This is a genomic window from Paraplanobispora takensis, from assembly GCF_016863195.1.
Classification (GTDB): domain Bacteria; phylum Actinomycetota; class Actinomycetes; order Streptosporangiales; family Streptosporangiaceae; genus Planobispora; species Planobispora takensis.
This window is the reverse complement of the sequence record NZ_BOOK01000001.1, coordinates 148,269-172,022: the sequence shown is the minus strand read 5'-3', so window position 1 is coordinate 172,022 and position 23,754 is coordinate 148,269. Positions and strand designations below refer to the sequence as shown.

The following is a 23,754-nucleotide window of genomic DNA, read 5'->3' as shown; positions in this document are numbered from 1 at the left end:
AAGGTCGCGTCATGGAAAAGTCAGGTCTTGAGACTCCGGACGACACCCCGGCCGGAGCGTTGAGCGCTCTCACCCGGCAGGCCGCCTCGGTGGCGGGGGTGTGCGGCGCGTCGGCCGCGGTGCTCCACGCCGGAAGCGACCCCCTGCTGGTCGCCTCGTACCCGGAGCTGGGGGAGATCGCCGAACTCGAACTGGAGCTTCACGAGGGTCCCACCTGGGACGCCCTGGCCCGGGAGGCGCCCATCCACGTGACCGACGCCCTGCACGAGAGCCGCTGGTCCCGCTTCTGCGAGGCGATGGCGCGGCGCGGGGTGCGCTCCTGCGTGGCCGCCGTCGCCTCCCTCCAGGAGACGACCACCGCGGTCACCCTGTACGGCCTGCGTCCCGGCGTGCCCGGCCGGGTCGACGGCGCCCTGGCGACGGCCTTCGCCCGTCAGGCGGCGCTGCTGAGCATCGGCTTCGACGTCAGGGACCGGGGACAGCGGACCGTCGAGGAACTGCGCAAGATCCTCGCCTCCCGCTGGCCCATCGAGCAGGCCAAGGGGATGATCATGCAGGCGCTGGGCTGCGACGCCGACGAGGCGTTCGCCGAGCTGCGCAGGACGTCCCAGAACTCCCACCTCAAGCTCCGGGAGGTCGCCCGTCTGCTCATCAACCGGGACCTCGGGCAGGAGACAGAAAAGAGGGTTCGGCCCGAGGAGATGGGGTAGACAACCCCGCGCAGCACAAAAGCGCGCTGACGACTGCCTTTACAAACGGAAACCGTTGTGAATTTGCGCTTCAACGTGCGTGCGCGTACCGATCGTGTCGTAGTGGACGTCGCAGGTGAGATCGACACCGAAACGGCGCTCGATCTCCAGGACTTCCTCCTCACCGTGGTCGAACAACGCGGACCGAGGCTGGTAGTGAAGCTGTCGCAGGTGACCTTCATGGATTTCACCGGTATCGCGGCTCTCCTCCATGTCCGGACCGCCACCCGCTTCCGCGGGGGCGATCTGGCCATCATCGCTCCCAGCAGGCCGATCCAGCTCCTGTTGCGTGCTGCCTGCGTTGACCAGGTCTTCACCCTGCTGTCCTCCGACCGAGGAGCGATACCTGCGGGATGAGATCCGGCGGCGCCGGAACACCACGGGTGACACGCGGGCCCCGGCCCGAAGCGGGGACGACCCCGGTCGCGGACCGGGGTCGTCCCCGCCGCACGCCCGCCCGTCGGGCAGCACCGAGCAGTGCCGGACAGCGTCGGGCGGTGCCGGGCGGCTCAGGCCTGGTCCGGCCGGGGGGCCTCGCCCTCCTGGGGCGCGATGTCGTCCAGCCAGGTCTGGTCGCCCTGGGCGGCGACCGCGTCGAGGAGTTTCAGGTACTCCCGGCCGCGGTTGGTGATCCGGACGTAGTCCTGGAGGTCGAATCTGTCGTCGGGCGCCTCGTGGTCCCTGCGGATGGCGTTGATCCCCGCCTGCTGCACCGGGACCACGAACCGCATGGCGTCCAGCCTCTCCAGTTCCCTGACCATGTGGTTGGAGTACTGCACGTCGAAGGGCCCTTCGGAGTCCAGCCCCCGCAGGTGCCGGAGCTCGTGCTTGGTCACGATGCCCGACAGCGCCACCTGCAGGACCTTGATGTCCGACTCGATGGCCCGCTGGCGGTTCTCGATGCGGCGCAGCCGGATCCTGCTGGCCCCGCTCGCGTCGACCGTCAGGTCCTCGACGGAGTACTGCGACAGCACGATGACCGCCACCGCGAGCAGGATCTCCGGCGTCGAGAGCCGGTGGTCCTGCTCGACGAACCCGAGCGGCACCAGGACGAGATAGACGACCAGGAACGTCGCCGCCACCACGGAGACGGCCTGCCGTACCAGCAGGCGGCGCGGTGTACGTGATCCGGAGGACATCCGCCGTCACATCCCCTCGGCCGGCCCGGCCATCGGCGTCATGACGAGAGGACTCCCGTTCGGGGGAGCGGTCAAGCCTTCCGGGCCCTCCGCGTCCGGAGGCGCGGTCTGCGGGTGGACGGCACGCGAATGTGATTGGATTTCATGTCAATAAGCCGACGGCGGCCGTTCATTCCCACTCGCGGAGTGAATAAATCATTCCCGAATGATCTACATATCCTCGCACCCGGAGGCTCTCCAGAGAAGTCCCGGAAACAGGCCGGCTGTCGGCAACGGTGTGTCCGATATCGCTTTTCGGCCGGTCCACATTCCCCTATTCATGGCATTTAGATGGAGTAAGCCCTAAATGCCAATAACTCCCCTTATTTACCTTCCGCGGGAATCGCTGTCAGTCTAATATCTGGATCTATGCCGCAGAATGCGTCAGATCCACCGGACAAGGCCGTCCGGCTCTCTGAGCACACCGGCACCCGTGCCGGGCGCGGCTTTCAGGACGACTTCCTGGATGACCTCCGGGACGACTTCCAGGACGACGGGCAGTGGGAACCCGAACGTCTGCCCACCTCCGGGTGGAGGAAGGTCGTCCTGTCCGGAGCGGCACTGGCGGTCGTGGGCGGCGTGGGGACATGGGCCGCCGTATCCGATCCGCCCGAACCGGCGGCAGAACCTGTCCGCTCCGCCGCTCCCGCCGGGACGCCCCGGCAGACGGTCGTCCCCCCGTCGGCGGAGTCCCCGCCCTCCCGCATCACCGTCGAGGAGGCACGGCGCGTCCACGACCGCTACACCCGTGACCTCTCGATCGCCCAGGCCACCAGGAACGCCCGGGCCATGGGCGGGCTGGAGCAGGGCCTGGCGCTGGAGATGTCGCGGGCGAGCTTCGAGACCGCCCGCATGCGTGGCGAGAAACCGGCTTCCGGGCTCTGGCCCGAGCCGGAGCTGCTGGTCCCCCGGGACGCGGGCGGGACCACCGGCTGGTTCGCGGCCGTCTCCTACCAGAAAGGAGTCGCCCGGATCAGCGAGGTACTGACCGCCACCCCGGACGGATGGCGGGCCACGGCGTTCACCGCCGACACCCGCACGCCGCCGGCGCCGCTGCCCGGCGTCGCGACCGACTCCGGCGGCTACGCCACGAGCCTGCCGGAGAACGCCTCCGGCCTGCTGGCGACACCGCGTCAGGTCGCCCGGGCCCATCTGGCGAGCCTGGAGAGCGCCACCCCCGACCCCCGCTTCGCCGACGGTCCCTGGACCGGCCGGGCCGTACGGTTCTGGCAGCAGGAGCGGGCCCGTCTGGAGCGGGCCGGATGGAGGCTCACGCTCTCCTTCCGGCCCGAGGGTCCGGTGCGCTCGCTGATGACCGACGACGGAGGCGCTCTGATCTGGTACGGCGCCCGGTCCACCGATCTGCGCCAGGCCCGCAGGGCGGGCGCGAAGGTCGCGTTGAAGGGATCGGCCGCCGTCCGCACCGACGGCAAGGCGTTCGCCCGTACGGCGAGCGCGACCTACGGCCGCATCTATGTGGCCCATGTACCACCAGCGGGTTCCAGTGAAAGGGTCCGCGTGCTCGGCGAGTGGTCCGAAGTCCTGGAGAGCCACGGCACCTGACGTCCCCGGAAAGGAGCGGAAGGTTCACATGACGGCACCATCACGCAGACCATCGCGGGCGACCGTGGTCACCGCGACCGTCGCGGTAGGGGTGTTCGGAGCCGGAGCCGGGCTGGGAATCGTCATATCCGGGCGGTCCCATCCGGATCGGGCGGAGACGGTACGGCTCGCCGCGGGCACCTACGTCCTGAACGCCGGAGCGGGAACATGGACCTCGCAGGCCTCGCAGGCCTCGCAGGAAACCGACGCGCCGCTCTCCCTGACGGGCTCGGACGAGGGCAGCACGATCACGATGCCGGGCGAGGACGACACGGCGCCGGGTAAGGACAAATCGGTCACCGCCTCGGGTGAGGACGAGGCCGCCGGGACCGCGGATGAGAGCGACACGGCCGCCGCCCCGGGCGGGACCGGCCGGGTCTGTCTCACCGTCACCACGGACGGCCGCGCGGTCGACTCCGGTGATTCCGGCTGCACCGCCCTGCCCGCGGTCGGCGGCGTCCTGACCGCCTTCGTACCGGGCAACCCCAGCGGCAAACCCGCCCCGACCAAGAAGACGTCCGCCCCGCCGAAGCAGTCGTCCGCCCCGCCCAAGAAGACGGCGGGCCCGCCCAAGCAGGCCGTTCCCGAGCCGCCGAAGAAGACGACGAACCCCGCGCCCCCGCCCCCGCGGCGCACGACGGCGACCAAGCCCGCCCCCCAGAAGACGAAGGCCGCCCCGGAGAAGACGAAGAAGGAGTCCGTGAAGCCGGAGAACAAGCCCGTGGAGCCCTCCGCCCCGAAGATCACCATCGGGAAAATCACGGACGAGCCCGCTCTCCCCTCCGCCCGCCCGACCGCGTCCCGGAGCGGCGGGGTGCCGGGCCCCTCCACGAGCAACCGGCACCCGTCCCCACCGGCCCCGCCGCCCGTCAAACCCACCCCGACGGCGAGCATCAGTACGGCCCCGCCGCCCACCGCCACCGGCACCCCGACGGCCTCGGCGAGCACGGGGATCCCCACGCCGTCAGCGAGCACAGGCACTCCGACTCCGACACCGTCGATGAGCTCCGGCACTCCCACGCCGGCTCCGACGCCGTCGGCGAGCACGGGCACCCCGACGCCGTCGGCGAGCACCGGTACTCCCACAGCCTCGGCGAGCACGGGCACTCCGGCTCCGACACCGTCGGCGAGCTCCGGCATCCCCACACCGTCGGCGAGCACCGGTACGGCCTCGCCGCCCCCCGCCGACACGGGCAGGCCCGCCCCGCCCTCGGTGGGGACGCTGCGCCCGGCGGTACCGCCCCGGGACGGCCAGGACCCGCCGGATATCCGGATCACACCGACCCCCGGTCCCGGGGAGTCCTCGGCTCCGCCGTCCGGCCGGCACCCCGACGACAGCCCCGCGCCTCCCGACCGGCGCCCCGAAGAGAGTTCCGCGCCGCCTGCGCCGAGTCCCGAAGAGACCTCGGCCGAGTCTCCCGCGCCGCCCGCCGAGAGTTCGGAGCCGGACCAGACCGAGGCTCCGGATCCCGGGGAGGACTCTCCCACCGCCTCGGCCCCGTCCGATGACGGCTCCGTCCACGGCGACCCCTCCCTGCCCGTCTTCCGGAACCCCGAGCTGCTCAAGCGCGCCCGCGAGGCCCTGGGGCTGGACAGGAACATGCGCTACACCGACGCCGAGGGCGTATGGGACCTCGACATCGCCCCGCCCGGCACCCCCGCGTGCCGTGACTACACCGCCGCCGAGCTCCGCGGGTTCCGCTCGTCCCAAAGCGGCGCGGCCTCACCCGAGGGCGGCATCCCCCACGACTCGTGCCAGTGGCCCGCCTTCATCCGCTGGCTCCTCGTGGAACCGGCCCCCGGTGAGGTCAGCAACTGGACCAAGTTCACCGGTCTCCCCGAGCGCGAACTGGAGCTCGTGGTGACGGATCCGCCGAGACCGGGCGCGGATCGCCCGCGCGTGCGGGACAACCGTCCGAAGCCGGACGCCGACCGGCCGGACACCATCGGCGACCCGCCCGTGCAGGACGACCGTCCGGACACCGTCGGTGATTCACCGGCGCAGGAGACCGACCGGCCGGACACCGCGGAGAGCCCGCCGGTGCAGGACGAGGTTCCGGCGACCCCGGACGAGCAGTGGCCGGGATCGGGAGAGGGGCCGCCGGAGCCGGATGAGGGCCGGCCGGACACCGGCGGGTACACGGGCCCGTGAGCCCGCCCGTCCCCTCCGGGGGCACCGCACCCGGCCCCGGTCAGTGGGCGGCCTGGGTGAGCGAGCACGGTGCGCACCTGCTGGACTACGCCGGATACCACCTCGGCGAGGACCGGGCGCCCGCGGCGGTCGCCTCCGTCATCGCGGCGTGCGGTGCCCGGACCGTCCCCGAGAGCGTCCCGGCCCGGGCGTGGCTGCTGGCCGTACTCCGGCGTGAGTGCTCCACCGCGCCCGGCCACAGGGAGGGGTACGCCCCGGGCACCGGACCGGGCCTGCCGGGCGCCGTGCTGATCGAGCGGGCGTGGCGGCTCGCCGATCCGCTGGGCACCGAGGCCCTCCGGCTGATGTTCCGGCACGAGCTGAGCCCGGAGGATCTCTCCCACATCCTCGCCCTGCCCGTGCAGGAGGTCGACAGGCTCGCGACCAGGACACAGGACGTCATCGAGACCCTGGTCAGCGCGCTGGACGGGCTGGCCCACGACCGCGGGTCCTGCCCGGAGCTGCGCCCGCTGGCGGAGTCGGCGTTCCCCGGCGGGAGGCGGGACCCACCGCCCGCCTCCGACACGGCGTTGCCCGACGGACGGCGGAATCCGCTGCCCGCCTCCGAGGCCGCCGGCTCCGATCTGCTGGCCCACATCACCCGGTGTCCCGCGTGCACGCGGCCCATCAACATCCGCTACACGGTCCCCCAGATGATCGCCAACCCGCCGCTCCAGCCCCTGACCCCGGAGGCCGTCCGGCGGCTGACGGCCTCCCTCCTCTCCACGGGCACCCGCTCCCCCGCGGACCCCGGACCGCTCGGAGACCCCCGCCTGGCGGAGGAGGCAGCCCGGTCCGGAGATTTCCGCCCACCCGGAGATTTCCGCCCGCCCGGAGAGACGACCGGTCCTCCCGAGGCCCCGGAGCCTCGCGAGGACCCCCCGCCGCCCGAGGACCCGGGACCGCCCGAGGACACGGGGTCTCCCGGGGATCCGGGGCCGCGGGGAGACGGGAGGGCGTCCACGGCCACCGGAGCGCCCGGGCCACGTCGGGGCACGGCGCCGTACGCGGCGAACGGCCTCGACCCGGACAGGCCGCGCGCAGCGGACAGTCCCGGCCCGGACGAGGCAGCGCCGTACGGGATGGGCGGTTCCAGCCCGGGCAAGACGGCGCCCTATGGAATGGGTGGTTCCAGCCCGAACAGGACGGCACCGCACGCGGCAGACAGTCCCAGCCCGGGCAGGGCGGCGCCGTACGCGATGGGTGGCCTCGGTCCGGCCGGGGCGGCTTCCCCGGAGCCTTCCGTGCGGCCCTCGCGGATCTCCGTCTCCTGGCGGGAGGAGGAGACGCTCCCGTCCATCCCGCGGGCCCGGGCCGGCGGGGTTCACGCCCGGGAGGACGACACCGTCCCGGCCGTCCCCGCCCTTCCCGCAGTCCGGGCGGACCTCGACGTCCCCGCCGATCCCCCGGTCCCCGCGGCTCCCGCCAACCGGGCGAACCTCGATATCCCCGGGCTCATCCCCACCCCCGACACGCGGCCCCTCTCCTGGGAGACACCCGGCCGGGAACGCCGTCGTGACGGGGCCTCCGGGTCCCGGTTCGCCGACGCGCTCGCGCTGGCCGGGGTCAGGGCCCGGGCCACCGCCATGCGGGTCGTCATCGTCGCCGTCGCGGGAGTGGCCGGGACCCTGACCGGGATGAACGTCCTGGGGCCCGCGCTGGGGAACGGGCCCGGAGCCGGGGTCCTGCCCTCGTCCCTGCCCCGGGCCGCCACGACCAGCGTCACTCCCACCGCCCTCACCGGGCGGAGCGTCGTCGCGGCGCCCGGCGTCGCGGCCGGGGAGGGCGGTCTCGCGACCCGGCTGCGCATGCCCGCCGAGGTCGTCCTGGACGAGTACGGCAGGGGCAGCATGATCATCAGCTCCGTGTCGGGAGACGAGGTGCGGTGGCGCCTGTCCGCCCCCGGCCTGGTCGTGAGCCCCGCCGGCGGAACCCTGGAACGGGGGGACGCGGCCGTGATCACCGTTCGCGCCCTCCGGGTCCGCCACTGGTGCGGCGCAGCCGCCCCCGCCGCCGCCCCGATGACCCTCCACGGACCCGACGACTCGATCTCCACGGTGGTGCGCTGGCGCACCTGCTGACCAGCCTCCCGCCCCGCGAAAGGACACCGGTCGTGACAGACACCTCCCCCCAGACCACCCCCGCCTCGCCCGCCCCTCCGCAGGACGGGCCCGGCCCCCGGCCGGATCCCGGACCCGCGACGCGATCGGATCCCGGGCCCGCGACGCGATCGGAATCCAGGCCCGCGACACGGCCGGATCCCGGACCCGCGACACGGCCCGCGGCGGTCCCGCTCACCGCGGAGAACCTCCTCACCAACCGCCGGCCCGAGCCCTCGGGCGGGTGGCGGCGGATCGTCTGGCGGCTCTCCGGCGGGAAGATCACCCCCGCGGAGTCGGCGGCGGAGACCGAGCGGCGCACTCTCATCGCGCACGCCCAGACGCCGGTCACCGGCGGGCACCACCGGATCGCGGTGATGAGCCTCAAGGGCGGGGTGGGCAAGACGACGACGACCGCCGCCCTGGGCAACACGCTGGCCTCCCTGCGGGGGGACCGGGTGATCGCCATCGACGCCAACCCGGACCGGGGGACCCTCGGCCTGAAGGTCGTGCCCGAGACCGCCGCGACCATCCGCACCATGCTCGCCGAGGCGCCCCGCATCCTGCGCTACTCCGACGCGCGGGCGTTCACCTCGCAGTCCCCGGCCCGGCTGGAGATCCTGGCCTCCGACACCGATCCCGCCATCAGCGAGGCCTTCGACGCGGAGGACTACCGCACGATCGCCGGGCTGATCGAGCGTTACTACTCGATCTGCATCACCGACTGCGGGACCGGCCTGCTGCACGGGGCCATGGGCGCGACCCTGGAGCTGGCCGACCAGATCGTGCTGGTCACCCTGGTCGCCGTGGACGGGGCGAACTCCGCCGCGGCGACCCTGGACTGGCTCAACGCCCACGGCTACTCCGCGCTGGCGGACAACGCCATCGTCGTGCTGAACGCGGTGGAGCCGAAGTCCGACGTGAGCCTGGAGGTGCTGGAGCAGCACTTCGCCTCCCGCTGCCGCGCGGTGGTCCGCGTGCCGTACGACCCCCACCTCAAGGAGGGGGCGGAGGTCGACCTGACCCGCATGCGGCCCGCCACCCGGGGCGCCTACCTGCGCCTGGCCGCCGCGGCGGGCCAGGCCTTCGGACTGCGTCCGGCCCGGAGCCGCTGATGCCGCCGGCCGTCGAGGGACCCGTCCTGGACGTCGACCTGGGCCCGCCGGGTCGCGCGTTCCGGCGGCGCGTCCTCGTGGCCCTGGCGGTCGCCGGGGCGCTCGCGGCGGCGCTCTGCGTGTGGCTGCTCCCGGACGCCGGGCCCGGTGCGCCGTCGGCCTCCGGGGCCGGGTCCTCCGGGTCCTCCGGGCCGTCCTGGGTCGTCCTCGCCCGGCCCTCCGGCTACCACGGCGAGGCCGGATATCCCGTCGGCTTCCCGCGGACCACGCTGGGGGCGGTCTCGGCGGCGGCCGCCGCGCTGGAGGCCTCCTGGACCCTGGACTCGGGGCGGGCGGAGCAGGCCGCGGAGCTGTACGCCCCAGCGGAACGGCGCGCGACCGCCCGCGACGACGCGGGCGCCGCCGTCCGCGGCTGGCGGGAGACCCTCGGCCTCCCCCCGGACGGTGATCTCCCCACGGGGGCGGCCCTGCGGACCGAGCCGATCGGCGTCCGGTGGAACGACGGCGCCGGGAGCAGTACCGGGGACAGCGCCGGGGAAGAGGTGCTCGTCTCCCTCCTGGTCCGGGTGAACGCGACCAGGGGGACCGACGAGTCCGGCCCGGCCTACTCCGCCCCGCTCGCCGTGAACATGTTGATGATCTGGCGTCCCGGCGTCCGCGGCGGGAGCGGCGACTGGGTCCGCGCGCTCGATCCCCCGCCCGCGGCCGTGCCCCGCATCGCCGAACCCGGCACCCGCGAGTTCGCCGCCGCCGGGTGGAAGGCCGTCACCGGCTCTCCCCCGTAGACCACCCCCCGCTCACGGATCGAGGAAGATCCCATGTCCCCATACGGCTCCCTGCGGCGCATCGCCCCGGCGGCGGCGCTGGCGGCGGCACTGGCCCTGATCACTCCGGCCGCGGCCGCGGCCCCGGGCGCGGGAACAGGCGCGGCCGCCCTGGCCTGCCCCGCCGCGCCCGACGCCACCAGCGCCGCCGCGGTCCACGGCTGGGGCGCGCCGGACTGGTGCGCCGAGTTCGACGACTACCTGCAGGCCTCCGACTGGGTGTTCTACGACTCGCCCGGGCACGCGGGAAACGGCCGCCGCTCCTCCGGGCAGCTCTACCTGGGCGAGGGGACGCTCTTCCTGTACGGCATGGCCGACGGCACCACGGCGGGCCTCGCCAGCCGGCACGTGCAGGCCTACGGGCGCTGGGAGACCCGCATCCGCCTGTATCCGGGCGCCGGCTCCTATCACCCGGTCGCCCTGCTCTGGCCGCAGGAGGGCGGAGGGAACGTGCGCAGCGCCACCGGCGAGGAGATCGACTACCTGGAGGTCATCGACGACCCGGAGAGGCAGCGGCCGAACTTCTTCCTGCACACCCCGCAGGGACAGGAACAGGCCCACGCCCGGGTGGACATGACCGCCTGGCACACCTACGCCGTGGAGAACGGCCCGCAGGGCGTCGTCGGCTACATCGACGGGCGGGAGTGGTTCCGCTCGGCCAACGCCACGCACAGCCCGATGTCGGCCTGCCTGCAGCTGGACTGGTTCCCCGGGCAGGGCAGCGGGGGAGAGGCCTGGATGGAGGTGGACTGGCTGCGCATCTATCCGATGTCCTCCGGCGGCGCGGGATGACCCGGCCCGGGACGGCTCACAGCCGCCTCTCCAGGATCTGCCCCGGCCACTCGCCGACCGTGAAGGGCTCGGTCCTGGTGAAGCCCTGGCTCTCGTAGTACCTCACCAGCCGGCCGTCGTCCCCGGCGTAGCAGTCGACCCTGACCAGGGAGATCCCCCGGCCGGCCGCCTCGGCCGAGGCCAGCTCCAGCAGGGTCGAGCCGACCCCGCGGCCGTGGAAGCGCCGGTCGATGACCAGGGCCTGCACGTAGAGCTCGGGCTCGGGAGCCGGGGCGATGTACGGCATCGGCCCGCCGAGGACGACGCAGCCCGCGGCCTCCCCGTCGATCTCGGCGATGCGCATCCCCCCGGAGAGCGCCCACCCGGTGATCCGCTCGACGCGGGCGGGATCGGCGGAGAACGGCTCGCTTCCCCACTGGCCGGTACGGCCCTGCTCGGTGAGCCAGGCCACTGCGCTGTCAAACATCCTCAGAACAGCCTGAACATCGCCGACATCACCATTACGGGTAATCACCGGCGGATCGTAACAGGGTCGCCCCAGCTCCGTGCGACACGTGTCATATGCCTGCCGTAGTTCTTATCCGACCCTTATCAGGGATTAGTACACTCGGCCACGGCTGTAACCGACTCCCCAGAAACGGGAGCACGCCTGGCCCGTCCTTTTTTCTGGAGTCACGTGAGCAGCGGTTCGATCGACGCGGCACCGGAGCACGCTCCGCGGCGGCGGCGCCGGTGGGTGTGGTGGCTGGTGGCCGTCGTCACGGTCGTCGTCCTGGCGGTCAGCGCCACGGCGGTCGGCGCGTTCGTCAAGCTGACCGGGAACGTCAAGCACGTCGAGGTGACCTCGGAGGACCTGGGGACCCGGCCCGCCAAGGTCGCCACCAAGGCGATGAACGTCCTCGTCGTCGGCTCCGACCAGCGCGACGGCAAGAACGCCAAGTACGGCAGGTTCGCCGGGGAGCGGACCGACACGATCATGCTCGCGCACATCTCGCCCAGGCGGGACAACGCGATGGTCATCAGCTTCCCCCGCGACTCGATGGTGCAGCTGCCCGCCTGCCGCGCCCGGCAGGGGCTGCCCGGTCAGCAGGCCCACATCGGCATGATCAACGAGTCGTTCAACTCCGGCGGCATCGCCTGCACCTGGAAGACCGTCGAGACGCTGACCGGCATCCACATCGACCACTTCGTGAAGGTCGACTTCACCGGCTTCAAGGACATGGTCAACGCGGTCGGCGGGGTCGAGGTCTGCGTGCCCGAGCCGATCCACGACACCAAGGCCCTGCTGAACCTGCCCGCCGGGCGGCAGACGCTCATGGGCGAGCAGGCCCTCGGCTACGTCCGCGCCCGCTACAGCCTGGGCGACGGGTCCGACATCGGGCGCATCCAGCGCCAGCAGATGTTCATCGCCTCGATGGTCAAGAAGGTCATGAGCGGCGAGACGCTCACCGACCCCACCAGGCTCTTCGGTTTCCTCAACGCGGCCACCAAGTCGGTCACCACGGACCCCGGCCTCACCGTGGGCGTCATGAAGGACCTCGCGGTCAGCGCCGAGGGCCTGGCCGCCGGGCAGATCCACTTCATCACGACCCCGTGGCGCTATTCCCTGGTCCACGCCGGCAAGGTGGAGTGGGTCGAGCCGCAGAGCCGCAGGCTGTTCTCCATCGTGGCCCACGACAGGTCGATCGCCGACGCCGGGGTCAAGGGCGGGCAGACCAAGGTGGCGCGCTCGAAGATCCACATCGAGGTGCGCAACGGGACCTGGCGCTCCGGCCTGGCCACGGTGGTCGCGGCCACGCTGGAGGAGCGGGGCTACCACATCGCCAAGATCGGTGACGCGCCGCGCAAGCCGCAGGCGAGGACCACGATCGCCTACTCCTCCAACGGCGCGACCAAGGCGCCGACCCTCTCCCGCGACCTGCTGGTCTCCCGGGGCCGACTCGTCGAGGCCGCCCGGACCGGGCGGCTCGTCCTGACGATCGGCGACGACTGGCAGGGGCTCAAGGAGCTGTCCCCGGACGACGCCGCCGGCCTGAACGGCTTCGACGCCACCCAGGACTCCTGCGCGAACGCCTGACGGGGTGCGGGGCGGCGGGGCGGGGACGCCTCCGGGAGGGACGTCGGCGCGCAGGCGCCGGCGGGGGCGTCAGCGGGAGGCGGAGGCGTCGGCGGGGGCGGCGCTGAGCGGCTCGGCGATGTCCTCCAGGCCCTTGCCCTCGGCCTTGACCCCGAGGAAGACCTCCACCAGTCCCGCCGCGATCATCAGGAACGCTCCGATGGAGAAGGCCAGCGCGGTGTCCCCGGGCACGCCGCTCTCGACCAGGCCGGCGAAGACGAGCGGACCGGCGACGCCGCCGACGAAGGTGCCGATGGCGTAGAAGAACGCGATCGCCATGGCGCGGGTCTCCATCGGGAAGATCTCGCTGACGGTGAGGTAGGCCGCGCTCGCCCCGGCCGAGGCGAAGAAGAGCACGACGCACCAGCAGGCGGTCAGCGTGACCGAGGTCAGCGCGCCCTGGGCGAACAGCCAGGCGGTGCCGAGCAGCAGCACTCCCGATCCGATGTAGGTCCCGGCGATCATCGGCACCCGGCCGACCGTGTCGAACAGACGGCCGAGCAGGAGCGGGCCGAGGAAGTTGCCGACCGCGATGACCGCGAAGAAGTAGCCGGTGCTCGTGTCGATCCCGTAGAAGGTCGACAGGATCTGCGCGTACCCGAAGGTGATGGCGTTGTAGAGGAACGCCTGCCCGATGAAGAGGGAGAGGCCGAGGATCGTGCGCTTGGGATAGCGGGCGACCATGGTGTGCGCGATCCGGCCGAACCCGATCGACTTGCGCTGGTGGATGGTCATCGACTGCGCGGGCTCCTCCAGGCGGACGTGCTTCTCCTGCTCCACCCGCTCCTCGATCTCGTCGACCAGCCGTTCCGCCTCCCCGTCCCGCCCGTGGATGAACAGCCAGCGCGGGCTCTCCGGCACGTGCCTGCGGACCAGCAGGATCGCCAGGCCGAGCACCACGCCCAGGCCGAAGGCGATGCGCCAGCCGATGTTCACCGCGAAGTTGTTCAGCAGCGGCACGGTCAGCAGCGCGCCGCCGGCCGCGCCGAGCCAGTAGCTGCCGTTGATGATGATGTCGATCCGCCCGCGGTAGCGGCTCGGGATGAGCTCGTCGATGGCCGAGTTGATCGCGGCGTACTCGCCGCCGATGCCGAAGCCGGTCAGGAACCGGAAGAGGAAGAACCACCACGCCGAGAACGACAGCGCGGTCATCGCCGTGGCCACCAGATAGACGACCATCGTGATGATGAACAGCTTCTTGCGCCCGAAGCGGTCGGTCAGCCATCCGAAGAACAACGCCCCCAGGCAGGCGCCCGCCACGTAGAGGGCGGCGGCCGTACCGGCGACCTGGGTCTGGGTGATCTCCAGGCCGCTGCCCTCCTTGGCCAGCTGGGCCGAGAGGTTGCCGACGATGGTGACTTCGAGGCCGTCCAGGATCCAGACGGTTCCGAGACCTATCACGATCATCCAGTGCCATCGTGACCATGGCAGCCGGTCCAGCCGCGCGGGCACCTTCGTCGTCACGGTGCCGATCCCGATCTCGCTCATGACGGCAGCGGCTACCCGGTAAAGAGCTGGCCATGCCAGGGGAGAGAGCGTCTCCTCCGGCGATCTCCGGCTGTGGCGCGCCCGCCGTCGGCGGGTATGCCCCTCCTGAACCGATGAGAACTTCCGCACCATCGGTCCCGCCGCTCCCGCTGACTAGGACAAACACCACTTATGGCTATACATTGCGCAGGCATCGGGAGACTTGGCCGGATTGAGGGGGCGCGATGAAGGCCCGTATCACGGGCGTCGCGACGTATCTGCCCGAACGGACGCTGACCAGCACGGACGTCGAGCGCCGGATCGAGGGGTACGTTCCCCACCGGGGGATCGTCGAGCGGATGACGGGCATCCGCCTGCGGCACGTGGCACGCGACGACCAGCAGGCGTCGGACCTGGCGGTCGAGGCGGTAGGCGGGCTCGGCCTCCGGGACCACCCCGACCTGCTGATCTTCGCCTCGGCGTCGCAGGACATGGTCGAGCCGGCCACCGCGCACATCGTGGCGGCCAAGCTCGGCCTGTCGTGCCCGGTGTTCGACGTCAAGAACGCCTGCAACAGCATGCTCAACGGCATCCAGGTGGCCGAGGCGCTGATCCTGTCCGGCGCCCACCGCCGGGTGCTCGTCTGCTCCGGCGAGACCCCCTCGCGGGCGATCCGCTGGCAGGTCGGGGACCGGGCCCAGTTCGTCGACTCCTTCGCCGGATACACGCTGTCGGACAGCGGGGCGGCCGTGCTGGTCACCGCCGACGAGGAGCGCGGCATCTTCTACCGAGACTTCTCGGCCGACTCCACGGCGTGGGCGATCGGCACCCTGCCGGGCGGCGGCTCGGCGCACCCGCGCGACCCCGAGTACTCCTACTTCCGCGGCGACGGCCGGCGGCTGAAGGAGGCCTTCGAGCGGATCGGCCCCGACATCTTCCTCACCGCCCTCAAGCGCACCGGTCTGAGCTGGGACGACTTCGCCGTGGTGGCGGTGCACCAGGTGGCGCTGCCGTACCTGCACTTCCTGGCGCAGGTGCTGGACATCCCCGCGGAGAAACTGGTGGTCAGCCTGCCCGAGCACGGCAACTGCGCCTCGGCGACGCTCCCGCTCCAGCTCTCGCTGGGCGGCTGGCGGCCCGGGGACCGGGTGGCGCTGCTCGGCCTGGGCGGCGGGGTCAGCATGGGCGTGATGTTGGCGGAGATGTGATGAACCTCTGGGTGATCGTTCCGGCGTACAACGAGGCGGCGGGCATCGAGGCCACGCTGCGGGCGCTGGAGGCGCAGACCGACCGGGACTTCACCCTGGTCGTGGTGGACAACGCGAGCACCGACGGCACCGCCGAGGTCGTCAGGCGGCACGGCGTGGAGGTGATCTCCGAGCCGCTCAAGGGCACCGGGGCCGCCTCCGACACCGGCGTGCGCCACGCCATCGCCAACGGCGCCACGCACGTCGCCAGGACCGACGCCGACTGCCTGCCCCGCGCCGACTGGGTGCGCAACATCCGCCGCGCGTTCGACGACGGGCTGGAGATGGTCGGCGGGAGGCTCCGGCCGCGGACCGACGAGTTCCCGCTGAAGTTCTGGGAGCGGCGGTTCATCCCGCTCGTGGTCCGGGTCGCCGCGACGTTCGGCCGCTTCCGGCCGGGCAACCGGGACCCGCTGTACAAGGGTCCGTACGTGATGATGCCCGGCTGCAACCTCGCCATCACCGCCGACCTCTACCGGCGCGCGGACGGCTTCCCCAGGACCGCCATCGAGGAGGTCCACGAGGACCGCGCCCTGGTCAACCGGGTCCGGAGGATCACCTCCGCGTACGGCTCCCGCCGCGACGTGGTGGTCTTCGGATCCGTGCGCCGGCTGCGGGCCTACGGCCTGGCGGGCACCCTGGCCTGGTACGCCGACCACCGCTACCGTCCCGACGTGGTCGACGTGCGATGACCTCCGCCGCCCGTCCGCAGTCCGGAGCCCGCCGGGGTCCGCTGGACCACGAGGCCCGGCTCTACCTCGCCGCGCACCCCTTCGCCTATCCGCTGATGCGCCTGCTGGCCCGGTTCGGCCCGGTGGTGCGGGTGCCCGGCCTGGGGGTGGTGGTCAACGACGCCGCCGTGGCGCGGGCCGTGCTGACCGACGAGCGCTTCGGCAAGGACGGGCCCGGCTCGCCGGGCGACCTGTGGACGCCGGTGCTGGGGCCGTCGGTGCTGCTGAACATGGAGGGACCCGGGCACCTGGCGCTGCGCAGGAAGCTGACGCCGCTGTTCACCCCCGGCTACGTCTCCGCGATGGTGGCGCAGGTGCTGCGGGGGCCGCTGGCGGAACTGGACGCGCGGCTGGCGCGCGGCGAGACCGTCGATCTGGTGGACAGCATGCGGCTGATGGCCGGTGCGGTGATCTGCCGGACGATCGGGCTGGGCCTGGAGTCGGGCGGGGTGTCCGAGGAGCGGGCCAGGGAGCTGTTCGCCGAGGGGGAGCGGGTCGTCTCGATGGTCTCCCTGCGCTCCCGGCGGCTGTCGGAGCGGCAGGTGGCGGTCGCCCGGCGGGTGCTCGACCGGATCGGGGACATCGCGCAGACCGCGTACGAGGCCGGGGACGAGTCCACGGTCATGGGCCGGATGCGCTCCCTGGGCCTGTCGGCGGCCGAGGCCAGGGGCGCGGCCGGGGCGTTCTTCCTCACCGGGACCGAGACGGTCGCCACCTTCGTGCCCCGCCTGGTCGCGCTCGTCCACGACCACGGCGTCACCGTGGACGACCTCGACCGGGTGATCGACGAGGCGATGCGGGTCACCACCCCGACCCCGCTGATGCTGCGCTCGGTGGCCGCCCCGGTGCGGATCCACGCCGACGGCGAGATCTGCGCGGCCGGGGGTTCCGCGGTCAGCGGGGTGATCGGCGGGGTGGAGCGAACCGGCGGTGTGGTGGCGCGGCCCGGTGACCGGGTGCTGATCGTCACCCACAACTGCGCCCGCGCCCACGGCCCTTTCGACCCCTCCCGCCCGCACCCTCCGCAATTGCGCCACCTGTGGTTCGGCGCCGGCCCGCACTTCTGCATCGGTTACCCTCTCGCTCTGGCCGAGATCCGCGCGGTGGCGTCCGCGGTGCTGTCCCACCGCGTGCGGGTCGTACGGCGGCGCGCGGCCAGAGGGGTACTGATCCCCACCTACGAGCACCTGTGGATCACCGCCTCCTGACCGGCCTGCCCTCGCGGATTGGATCTCCCGCATGAACGACATCATCACCGGGATCATGGCGACCGCCGGGCGGGAGCCGGACCGGACCGCGATCATCGACGGCCGGGGCCGCGAGATCGCCTACGGCGAGCTGGCCCGCCGGGTGGAGGCCGTCCGCGCCGCCATGGACGACCTGCGGCCGGGCGACGGGGTGCTGTTCGCCGTACGGCCCGGCGTGAACGCGGTCGTGACGGCGCTGGGCTCGGTGGCCGCGGGCGGGATGCTCGTCCTCGCCGACCCCGGGCTGGCCCCCGGCGTGCTGGCCGCCCGGATGTCCGCCACCCGGCCGGCGTGGGTGGTGTCCGAGTCGCTGCTGTACACCCTGAGCGGCCCGCTGCAGGGCCTGGCCCACCGCCGCGGCCTGTTCCTGGCCCACCTGCGCCGGCCGTTGCCCGGCCGGCCCGTCCGCCACCTGTACACGGGCCCCTGGCTCCCCGGCGTCCCCCGCGGCGCCGTACGCCTGTCCCGCCTCCTGCGCGGAGCCGTACGACCGGCGGGCCTGCCCGAGAGCTCGGCGGACCAGCCCGCGGCGGTGATCTTCACCTCGGGGACCACCGCCCACCCGAGGGGGGTGGTGCACACCCGGGGATCGCTGGCGGCGGGGCTGGAGCTGTTCCGGGACGCGTTCCCGCTGGGGCCCGGGGACGTCGTGCACACCGACCAGTTGATGCTCGGGCTGCCCGCGCTGATGGCCGGGGCCGCCTGGTCGCTCCCGGGCGGCGGACCGACCGTCGGGGAATTGGCGGCGCGCAGGGCGACCCACGCGTTCGCCGTCCCGGTACGGCTGGACCGCCTGCTCCGCGAGACTCCGCGGTTGCCGGAGACGTTGAGGTACCTGCTGCTGGGGTCGGCGCCCGCGCCCGCGGGGGTGCTGCGCCGGGCGGTCGAGGCCGGTCCCGAGGTGCTGTCGGTCTACGCGATGACCGAGGCCCTGCCCATCTCGATCGCCTCGGCCCGGGAGAAACTGGACTGCCCCGAGGGAGACCTGCTCGGGGCGCCCCTGCCCGGGGTGGGCGTCCGGGTCGCCGAGGACGGGGAGCTGTTCGTCTCGGGGCCGCACGTCGCCCCGCGCTATCTCGGCGAGGAGCCGCTGCGCGAGGTCGCCACCGGTGACCTGGTCCGCATCGACGACGGGCGCCTGATCCTGCTCGGCCGCAAGAAGGACATGATCCTGCGCGACGGGTTCAACATCTATCCCGGTCTCTACGAGCCCGCGATCACCGCGCTGCCCGGCATCGCCGAGGCCGCGATCGTCGGCCTGGCCGACTCCGGCACCGGGGACGAGGAGGTCGTCCTGGCCGTCGTGCCCGACTCCGGCTACGACGAGACCCTCCTGTCCAAGGCCCTGCCGGAGATCGTCGACGCCGGGGCCCTGCCCGACCGCGTCGTCCGCCTGGACGCCCTCCCGCGTTCCGGCCGCGCCGACAAACTCGACCGCGCCGCCCTGCGCGACCTGCTGGCCCGCCGATGAGGATCGCGGTGACGGGGGCGTCGGGGTTCGTGGGCGGGGCCGTGTGCCGGGAGGCCCGGGCCCGGGGGTGGCAGGTGCACGCCTTCGGCAGGCGGCCTCAGGTGGATCCGGGGCACGTGGGCGGCGCGCCGTACCGGTCGTGGGATCTCCTCGGACGGTGGCCGGAGCGGCCGGAGGTGGACGCGGTGGTCCACTGCGCGGGCAGCGTCACGGACTGGGGGCGGCCGGCGGAGATCTGGGCGGCCAACGCGGCCGGGACGCGCAACGCGGTGCGGGCGTTCGCCGGGGCCCGGTTCGTGCACGTCAGCACGGCCAGCGTCTACGACCCCTTCCGGCCGACCGTGATGGCGACGGAGGACGAGGCGCCCGTCGTGCGCTACGTCAACGCCTACGGCGCGTCCAAGGCGGCGGCGGAGAGGGCCGCGGCGCGGGCGGTGGGAGGGGCGGTCATCCTGCGCCCGCACGCCGTCTACGGCAGGGGGGACACCACGCTGCTGCCCCGGGTGCTGGGCGCGGTCAGGGGCGGCAGGCTGCCGGCCGTGGGCGACGGGCGGCAGCGGATCAGCCTGACCTCGGTCGGCAACCTGGTCCGGGCCTGCCTGCTGGCCGCCTCGGCGCCCGCGACCGGCGCCCCGCTGCGCGGCGTCTTCAACGTGACCGACGCCGAACCGGTCGTCCTGGACGACGCCCTGCGCGCGATCCTGAAGGAGCGGGACATCGCCGCCACGCCGTACTATCTGCCGCTGCGGCTCGCGGAACCCGCCGCCGCCGTGGCCGAGACGGCCTTCAGGCTGCTCGGGCGGGCCTCCCCGCCCCGGCTGACCCGCTACGCCGCCGGTCACCTGGCCGTCGAGCGCACGCTGGACATCACCGCCGCCAGGGAGGTCCTCGGCTACCGGCCCGAGGCGACGTCGTTCGCGGGCGCCGCCGGATGGTGAGGCTCCCGCCCCCCGCGCGCCGCACGGTCGGGCGGTCGGGCGGTCGGGCGGTCGGGCGGTCGGGCGGTCGGGCGATCGGGCGATCGGGCGATCGGCTGGAATTTTCCCAGCTCGTCACCGGCGGGTGACATAGGGGCCGGCGCACCGGGGGATGTACCACGGATGACGGGTAAGGGGGCCCGCGGCGGCGTCGGGGTGAGTTTGGCGTTCACGTTCGGTTCGGCCGTGTTGTGGGGGCTGGCGCACCTGCGGGCGGGACGTCACCGGATGGGCGCGTTCTTGATGGCCTTCCACCTGACGTTCGTGGCCGCGGGGATCACCGTGCTGCTCACGGCGGGGCCGTTCCTGGCCGCCCTGGCCGTGCAGCCCGGTTGGTTGTGGTTCTTCGGGCTGCTGGGGATGTCGTTCGCCCTCGCCACCGTGGTCGTGGTCATCCGCTCCTACCAGCTCGTCCGGCCCCGGCCGCTGACCGGGGCCGCGCGCCGTCTGTCGGCGGTCGCGGTCGCGCTGCTGTGCGTGCTGGTGATCGCCCCGGTGGCCTACGCCACCCGGCTCGCCTACATCTCCCAGAAGGTGGTGAACTCGATGTTCACCACCAGCTCCACCCCCGTCACCGCGGACCCGTGGGGCGGGCGCGACCGGCTCGGCATCCTGCTGATCGGCGCGGACGCGGCGCCCAACCGGTTCGGCGTGCGCACCGACAGCATGACCGTGGCGAGCGTCGACACCCGCACCGGCGCCACCGTGCTGTTCGGCGTGCCGCGCAACCTGGAGCACGTCCCGCTGCCGGCCGGCCCGGCGCGCCATCGCTTCCCCTACGGTTTCGGCGGTGAGCCGCCCGGCACGCCGGGCCTGCTCAACGAGGTCTGGCAGTACGCCGAGGACCACCCCGAGATGGTCCCCGGCGCGGCCGACGGCAGGCGGGGTCCCGCGCTGCTGAAGCGGACGGTCGGGGACATCCTCGGGATCGAGGTCGCCTACTACGCGATGGTCGACATGAGGGGCTTCGCCAGGATCATCGACGCGATGGGCGGGGTGCGGGTCACCGTACGCGACCCGATCGTGTACGGCAGGCACAACGAGGGCCTGATCGCGGCGGGCACGCGCAGGCTCTCGGGCGAGGAGGCGCTCTGGTACGGCAGGTCCCGCACCTACAGCGACGACTACGTCCGCATGGGCCGCCAGAAGTGCCTGATGAACGCGGTCGCCGAGCAGGCCGATCCGGTGACGGTGATCAGGAGCTTCGAGCGGCTGGCCGAGGCCGCCGCGAGCGCGGTCTCCACCGACATCCCACGGGAGCTGCTGCCCGCTCTGATCACCCTGGCCGGCAAGGTGAAGACCGCGAAGATCGAGAGCCTCCAGTTCGTCCCGCCGCTGATCAGCACCGCCGATCCCGACTATCACCTGATCCGGCGGAAGGTGACCGCGGCCCTGAGGGACGAGCCCGCCGGGCCCGCCACCGTCACCCGCGGGAACATGGCCGCGGACTCGACGGGTTCCCCCTCGGCGGAGTCGCCTCCGGAAGAGTCGCCTTCAGCGGAGCCGGCTTCGGGGGAGCCGCCTTCGGGGGAGTCGCCGGGGGCGGATCCGGTTCCCGCCGGCAGCCCGGCGGCCTCACCGCAGGAGACCGTCACCCTCGACGACGCCTGCGGCTGACCGCCCGTCAGGCGGGCACTCCCCTGACCCCGGCTCTGGCCATGCGCGTGACCACCAGGTGGTGGAAGGGGCGGATCACGTTGAAGTAGACCGGCCCGGTCCAGCGGTGGTACTTCACGACGGTGACGACCCGGAAGCGGCCCGGCTCGGCGACCACCGCGAGCCACGCGCTCAGGTGCGACTCGGTGGCCCCCGCCACGAAGTACCGGTCCTCCTCCGCCTCGGTCACGGTGAAGAAGGCCAGCTCGCCGCCGGGCGTGAACGGGATGTCCCCGGGACGGATCCCCCGCGCCGACGGCAGCTCGCCCTGGCGCATGCCGAGCAGGCGCACGAACCCCGCACGGATCCGGTAGAGCAGGCGCATCCAGCCGGGCTCGTAGGAGATGAAGCCGGCCAGGAACTCCCTGAGCGAGACGTCGCCCTCGACGGTCTTGACGTCGACGTGGTCCGCGTTTTCGGTCAGTGCGCGGAGCTGCGGGATCACCATGATCACTCCTTGTCGGAGGCGTAGGGACGCAAGGCCAGGTCGTAGACCTCGCGGATTTCCTTGAACGTCAGCGGCGGCACCATGTGGCCGGCGCCGACGAGGATCAGATAGAGCAGCCGCGCCATGGTGTCCGGCTCCTCGCCGCCGCGCTGCTCCCACAACACGCGCAGGTACTCGGTCCTGCGCCGGTCCACCCGCTCCTGGACCTCCCGCGCCTGCTCGTCCTGCTGCGCCCAGGCCCGCACCGCGACCTCCAGGTCCGCCGAGTCACCGGTGCGGCCGACCAGGTCGATCAGCCGCTCCAGCCGTACCGCGGCCGGCAGGTGCGGCTCCGACTCGACGACGTCGATGAGGCTCGTGGTGAACCTGGCCTCGAAGTGGTCGAGCAGCGCGGTCCGGTAGCCCGGCATGCCCCGGAAGTGGTGGTAGAAGGAGCCCTTGGTCAGCCCGAGACGTTCGCAGAGCAGATCGATCGTCAGCGCCGGAGCTCCCAGGGTCGCCAGGATCGCGAGCCCTTCGTCCAGCCAGTGCTGCTTGGTGGCCATGAGAAGACCATGCCATACGGTTTGGTATGGTCCTCGACCGCCCTCCCGGGATGCTCGTTTTCCCAGGTGAACCGGGGTATACGACACCTCTCGCCGTACGGCCCGCCCCGGCTTCCCCGCGCAGCCCCCTCAGGCTTTTCCTCGCAGCCCCCTCAGGCTTTTCCTCACAGCCCGCTCCGGCTTTCCTCGCAGCCCGCGACACGCGCCCCCGCTTTTCCCCGTACGGCCTTGTGCCCGCCCCGCCCCGTGGCATCATGGTCACGCGCAGAAGTTGCAATGATTTTCATAATCAGATTGGATCGCGTCGTGAGAGTGGCATTCGTCGGGAAGGGCGGCAGCGGCAAGACGACCCTGTCGGCGCTGTTCGCCAGGCACACGGCGGCACGCCAGGGCGGGCCGGTCGTCGCGATCGACGCCGACATCAACCAGCACCTCGGCATGGTGCTGGGCCTGGAAGAGGGCGAACTGCCCCCTCCGCTGGGCTCCCACCTGACCGAGATCAAGGAGTTCCTGCGCGGCGCCAACCCCCGGATCGGCTCGGCCGCCGCCATGGTCAAGACCACCCCGCCCGGCCGCGGCTCCCGGCTGCTGGCCCTCGACCCGGCCGACGACCCGATCCAGTCCCGGTTCTCCGCCACCACCCCCGAGGGCCTGCGGCTGATGGTCACCGGCCCGTTCAGCGAGGACGACCTCGGCGTGGCGTGCTACCACTCCAAGGTCGGCGCGGTCGAGCTCTACCTCAACCACCTGGTCGACGGCCACGGCGAATACGTCGTGGTGGACATGACCGCCGGGGCCGACTCCTTCGCCTCCGGCCTGTTCACCCGCTTCGACATGACCTTCCTGGTCGCCGAGCCGACCCGGCAGGGCGTCGGCGTCTACCGGCAGTACCGCGAGTACGCCGCCGACTACGACGTGCCGCTCGCGGTCGTCGGCAACAAGATCCACGGCCCGGACGACGTCGCCTTCCTGCGCGAGCACGTCGGCGACGACCTGCTGGTCTGCCTGGAGCACTCGGCCGCCGTGCGGGCCATGGAGCAGGGCCGCCCGTTCACCCTGGACGATCTGGAGCCGGCAAACGCCGAGGCCCTCGCCGTCCTGCTGAAGCACCTCGACGGCCGGGAGAAGGACTGGGACCGGTTCGGCCGCCAGGCCGTGGAGTTCCACCTGCGCAACGCGCGGGCGTGGGCGAACCGGGCCACCGGTGAGGACCTCGCCGCCCAGGTGGACCCCGACTTCGTCTTCGGGCCCACACGAGTGTCCCCCCATCGCTAGCTGGAAGATCAACACCCCCGCTCT

The 23,754-nt window shown here is 72.7% G+C and carries 21 protein-coding genes; 16 read left to right on the top strand and 5 right to left on the bottom strand.

Annotation, left to right across the window (positions count from 1 at the left end):
• Window positions 1-11: 11 nt before the first annotated feature.
• Together Pta02_RS00880 and Pta02_RS00875 are read left to right on the top strand one after the other, a co-directional pair.
• A complete protein-coding gene (locus Pta02_RS00880; RefSeq protein WP_203872664.1) occupies window positions 12-710 on the top strand; it encodes a GAF and ANTAR domain-containing protein in 699 nt (232 codons plus the stop codon).
• 57 nt (window positions 711-767) lie between these two features.
• Complete coding sequence (locus tag Pta02_RS00875) at window positions 768-1,106, top strand: STAS domain-containing protein (protein WP_203872663.1); 339 nt, start codon at window positions 768-770, stop codon at window positions 1,104-1,106.
• Window positions 1,107-1,258: 152 nt separating this feature from the next.
• On the opposite strand, the gene Pta02_RS00870 is transcribed toward Pta02_RS00875, so the two are convergent.
• Entirely contained in the window at window positions 1,259-1,888 is a 630-nt protein-coding gene (locus tag Pta02_RS00870) for a hypothetical protein (RefSeq protein ID WP_203872662.1), read from the bottom strand.
• Between the two features lie 408 nt (window positions 1,889-2,296).
• On the opposite strand from Pta02_RS00870, the gene Pta02_RS00865 reads away from it, so the two are divergent.
• The 6 genes from Pta02_RS00865 to Pta02_RS00840 are packed head-to-tail and all read left to right on the top strand — an operon-like array spanning window position 2,297 to window position 10,550.
• Complete coding sequence (locus Pta02_RS00865) at window positions 2,297-3,490, top strand: DUF8094 domain-containing protein (protein WP_203872661.1); 1,194 nt, start codon at window positions 2,297-2,299, stop codon at window positions 3,488-3,490.
• 28 nt (window positions 3,491-3,518) lie between these two features.
• Window positions 3,519-5,681, top strand: coding sequence for a hypothetical protein (locus tag Pta02_RS00860; RefSeq protein ID WP_203872660.1), 2,163 nt, complete (start codon window positions 3,519-3,521; stop codon window positions 5,679-5,681).
• Window positions 5,678-7,801 (top strand): hypothetical protein, encoded by a 2,124-nt coding sequence (locus Pta02_RS00855; RefSeq protein WP_203872659.1) that lies wholly within the window; start codon window positions 5,678-5,680, stop codon window positions 7,799-7,801. Before Pta02_RS00860 ends, Pta02_RS00855 begins: the two co-directional genes overlap by 4 nt.
• A 32-nt stretch (window positions 7,802-7,833) precedes the next feature.
• Window positions 7,834-8,934 carry a MinD/ParA family ATP-binding protein gene (locus Pta02_RS00850; RefSeq protein ID WP_203872658.1) on the top strand — a complete coding sequence of 367 codons (1,101 nt, stop codon included), beginning with the start codon at window positions 7,834-7,836 and terminating at the stop codon, window positions 8,932-8,934.
• Complete coding sequence (locus Pta02_RS00845) at window positions 8,934-9,719, top strand: hypothetical protein (protein ID WP_203872657.1); 786 nt, start codon at window positions 8,934-8,936, stop codon at window positions 9,717-9,719. The genes Pta02_RS00850 and Pta02_RS00845 overlap by 1 nt, the downstream gene beginning before the upstream one ends.
• 33 nt (window positions 9,720-9,752) lie before the next feature.
• Window positions 9,753-10,550 carry a glycoside hydrolase family 16 protein gene (locus Pta02_RS00840; RefSeq protein WP_203872656.1) on the top strand — a complete coding sequence of 266 codons (798 nt, stop codon included), beginning with the start codon at window positions 9,753-9,755 and terminating at the stop codon, window positions 10,548-10,550.
• A 16-nt stretch (window positions 10,551-10,566) separates the two neighbouring features.
• On the opposite strand, the gene Pta02_RS00835 is transcribed toward Pta02_RS00840, so the two are convergent.
• Window positions 10,567-11,016: a GNAT family N-acetyltransferase gene (locus tag Pta02_RS00835; RefSeq protein ID WP_203872655.1), complete on the bottom strand. Its 450-nt coding sequence runs from the start codon at window positions 11,014-11,016 to the stop codon at window positions 10,567-10,569.
• A 210-nt stretch (window positions 11,017-11,226) separates the two neighbouring features.
• Here Pta02_RS00835 and Pta02_RS00830 point away from each other — a divergent pair, with 210 nt between their 5' ends.
• On the top strand, window positions 11,227-12,627 hold the full coding sequence (locus tag Pta02_RS00830) for an LCP family protein (protein ID WP_203872654.1): 1,401 nt from the start codon (window positions 11,227-11,229) through the stop codon (window positions 12,625-12,627).
• A gap of 69 nt (window positions 12,628-12,696) precedes the next feature.
• Here Pta02_RS00830 and Pta02_RS00825 read toward each other — a convergent pair whose 3' ends face one another.
• On the bottom strand, window positions 12,697-14,154 hold the full coding sequence (locus tag Pta02_RS00825; protein ID WP_203872653.1) for an MFS transporter: 1,458 nt from the start codon (window positions 14,152-14,154) through the stop codon (window positions 12,697-12,699).
• 224 nt (window positions 14,155-14,378) lie between these two features.
• Between Pta02_RS00825 and Pta02_RS00820 the strand changes: the two genes are divergently transcribed.
• From Pta02_RS00820 to Pta02_RS00795, 6 genes are all read left to right on the top strand, one after another.
• A complete protein-coding gene (locus tag Pta02_RS00820; RefSeq protein WP_203872652.1) occupies window positions 14,379-15,341 on the top strand; it encodes a 3-oxoacyl-ACP synthase III family protein in 963 nt (320 codons plus the stop codon).
• Complete coding sequence (locus tag Pta02_RS00815) at window positions 15,341-16,072, top strand: glycosyltransferase family 2 protein (protein WP_203872651.1); 732 nt, start codon at window positions 15,341-15,343, stop codon at window positions 16,070-16,072. Before Pta02_RS00820 ends, Pta02_RS00815 begins: the two co-directional genes overlap by 1 nt.
• Complete coding sequence (locus Pta02_RS00810) at window positions 16,069-17,319, top strand: cytochrome P450 (RefSeq protein WP_239129194.1); 1,251 nt, start codon at window positions 16,069-16,071, stop codon at window positions 17,317-17,319. Before Pta02_RS00815 ends, Pta02_RS00810 begins: the two co-directional genes overlap by 4 nt.
• Before the next feature lie 31 nt (window positions 17,320-17,350).
• On the top strand, window positions 17,351-18,829 hold the full coding sequence (locus tag Pta02_RS00805; RefSeq protein WP_203872650.1) for a class I adenylate-forming enzyme family protein: 1,479 nt from the start codon (window positions 17,351-17,353) through the stop codon (window positions 18,827-18,829).
• Between the two features lie 8 nt (window positions 18,830-18,837).
• Window positions 18,838-19,767: an NAD-dependent epimerase/dehydratase family protein gene (locus Pta02_RS00800; protein WP_239129193.1), complete on the top strand. Its 930-nt coding sequence runs from the start codon at window positions 18,838-18,840 to the stop codon at window positions 19,765-19,767.
• Between the two features lie 162 nt (window positions 19,768-19,929).
• Window positions 19,930-21,423 carry an LCP family protein gene (locus Pta02_RS00795; RefSeq protein ID WP_203872648.1) on the top strand — a complete coding sequence of 498 codons (1,494 nt, stop codon included), beginning with the start codon at window positions 19,930-19,932 and terminating at the stop codon, window positions 21,421-21,423.
• A gap of 7 nt (window positions 21,424-21,430) precedes the next feature.
• Here the strand turns inward: Pta02_RS00795 and Pta02_RS00790 are convergent, their stop codons facing one another.
• Both Pta02_RS00790 and Pta02_RS00785 read right to left on the bottom strand, forming a co-directional pair.
• Entirely contained in the window at window positions 21,431-21,910 is a 480-nt protein-coding gene (locus tag Pta02_RS00790) for a DUF2867 domain-containing protein (RefSeq protein WP_203872647.1), read from the bottom strand.
• A 2-nt stretch (window positions 21,911-21,912) separates the two neighbouring features.
• The gene (locus Pta02_RS00785) at window positions 21,913-22,455 is read right to left on the bottom strand and encodes a TetR/AcrR family transcriptional regulator (RefSeq protein WP_203872646.1); all 543 of its coding nucleotides are present in this window, start codon (window positions 22,453-22,455) and stop codon (window positions 21,913-21,915) included.
• A gap of 306 nt (window positions 22,456-22,761) precedes the next feature.
• On the opposite strand from Pta02_RS00785, the gene Pta02_RS00780 reads away from it, so the two are divergent.
• Window positions 22,762-23,730 (top strand): ATP-binding protein, encoded by a 969-nt coding sequence (locus tag Pta02_RS00780; protein WP_203872645.1) that lies wholly within the window; start codon window positions 22,762-22,764, stop codon window positions 23,728-23,730.
• Window positions 23,731-23,754: the final 24 nt, after the last annotated feature.

What these genes read in the sequence shown, in the direction of transcription:
- Pta02_RS00880 (WP_203872664.1), top strand. Translation starts at nt 12, where the DNA reads ATGGAAAAGTCAGGTCTTGAGACTCCGGACGACACCCCGGCCGGAGCG.
- Pta02_RS00870 (WP_203872662.1), bottom strand. Translation starts at nt 1,888, where the DNA reads ATGTCCTCCGGATCACGTACACCGCGCCGCCTGCTGGTACGGCAGGCC.
- Pta02_RS00865 (WP_203872661.1), top strand. Translation starts at nt 2,297, where the DNA reads ATGCCGCAGAATGCGTCAGATCCACCGGACAAGGCCGTCCGGCTCTCT.
- Pta02_RS00860 (WP_203872660.1), top strand. Translation starts at nt 3,519, where the DNA reads ATGACGGCACCATCACGCAGACCATCGCGGGCGACCGTGGTCACCGCG.
- Pta02_RS00845 (WP_203872657.1), top strand. Translation starts at nt 8,934, where the DNA reads ATGCCGCCGGCCGTCGAGGGACCCGTCCTGGACGTCGACCTGGGCCCG.
- Pta02_RS00840 (WP_203872656.1), top strand. Translation starts at nt 9,753, where the DNA reads ATGTCCCCATACGGCTCCCTGCGGCGCATCGCCCCGGCGGCGGCGCTG.
- Pta02_RS00835 (WP_203872655.1), bottom strand. Translation starts at nt 11,016, where the DNA reads ATGTTTGACAGCGCAGTGGCCTGGCTCACCGAGCAGGGCCGTACCGGC.
- Pta02_RS00825 (WP_203872653.1), bottom strand. Translation starts at nt 14,154, where the DNA reads ATGAGCGAGATCGGGATCGGCACCGTGACGACGAAGGTGCCCGCGCGG.
- Pta02_RS00820 (WP_203872652.1), top strand. Translation starts at nt 14,379, where the DNA reads ATGAAGGCCCGTATCACGGGCGTCGCGACGTATCTGCCCGAACGGACG.
- Pta02_RS00815 (WP_203872651.1), top strand. Translation starts at nt 15,341, where the DNA reads ATGAACCTCTGGGTGATCGTTCCGGCGTACAACGAGGCGGCGGGCATC.
- Pta02_RS00810 (WP_239129194.1), top strand. Translation starts at nt 16,069, where the DNA reads ATGACCTCCGCCGCCCGTCCGCAGTCCGGAGCCCGCCGGGGTCCGCTG.
- Pta02_RS00805 (WP_203872650.1), top strand. Translation starts at nt 17,351, where the DNA reads ATGAACGACATCATCACCGGGATCATGGCGACCGCCGGGCGGGAGCCG.
- Pta02_RS00795 (WP_203872648.1), top strand. Translation starts at nt 19,930, where the DNA reads ATGACGGGTAAGGGGGCCCGCGGCGGCGTCGGGGTGAGTTTGGCGTTC.
- Pta02_RS00790 (WP_203872647.1), bottom strand. Translation starts at nt 21,910, where the DNA reads ATGGTGATCCCGCAGCTCCGCGCACTGACCGAAAACGCGGACCACGTC.
- Pta02_RS00785 (WP_203872646.1), bottom strand. Translation starts at nt 22,455, where the DNA reads ATGGCCACCAAGCAGCACTGGCTGGACGAAGGGCTCGCGATCCTGGCG.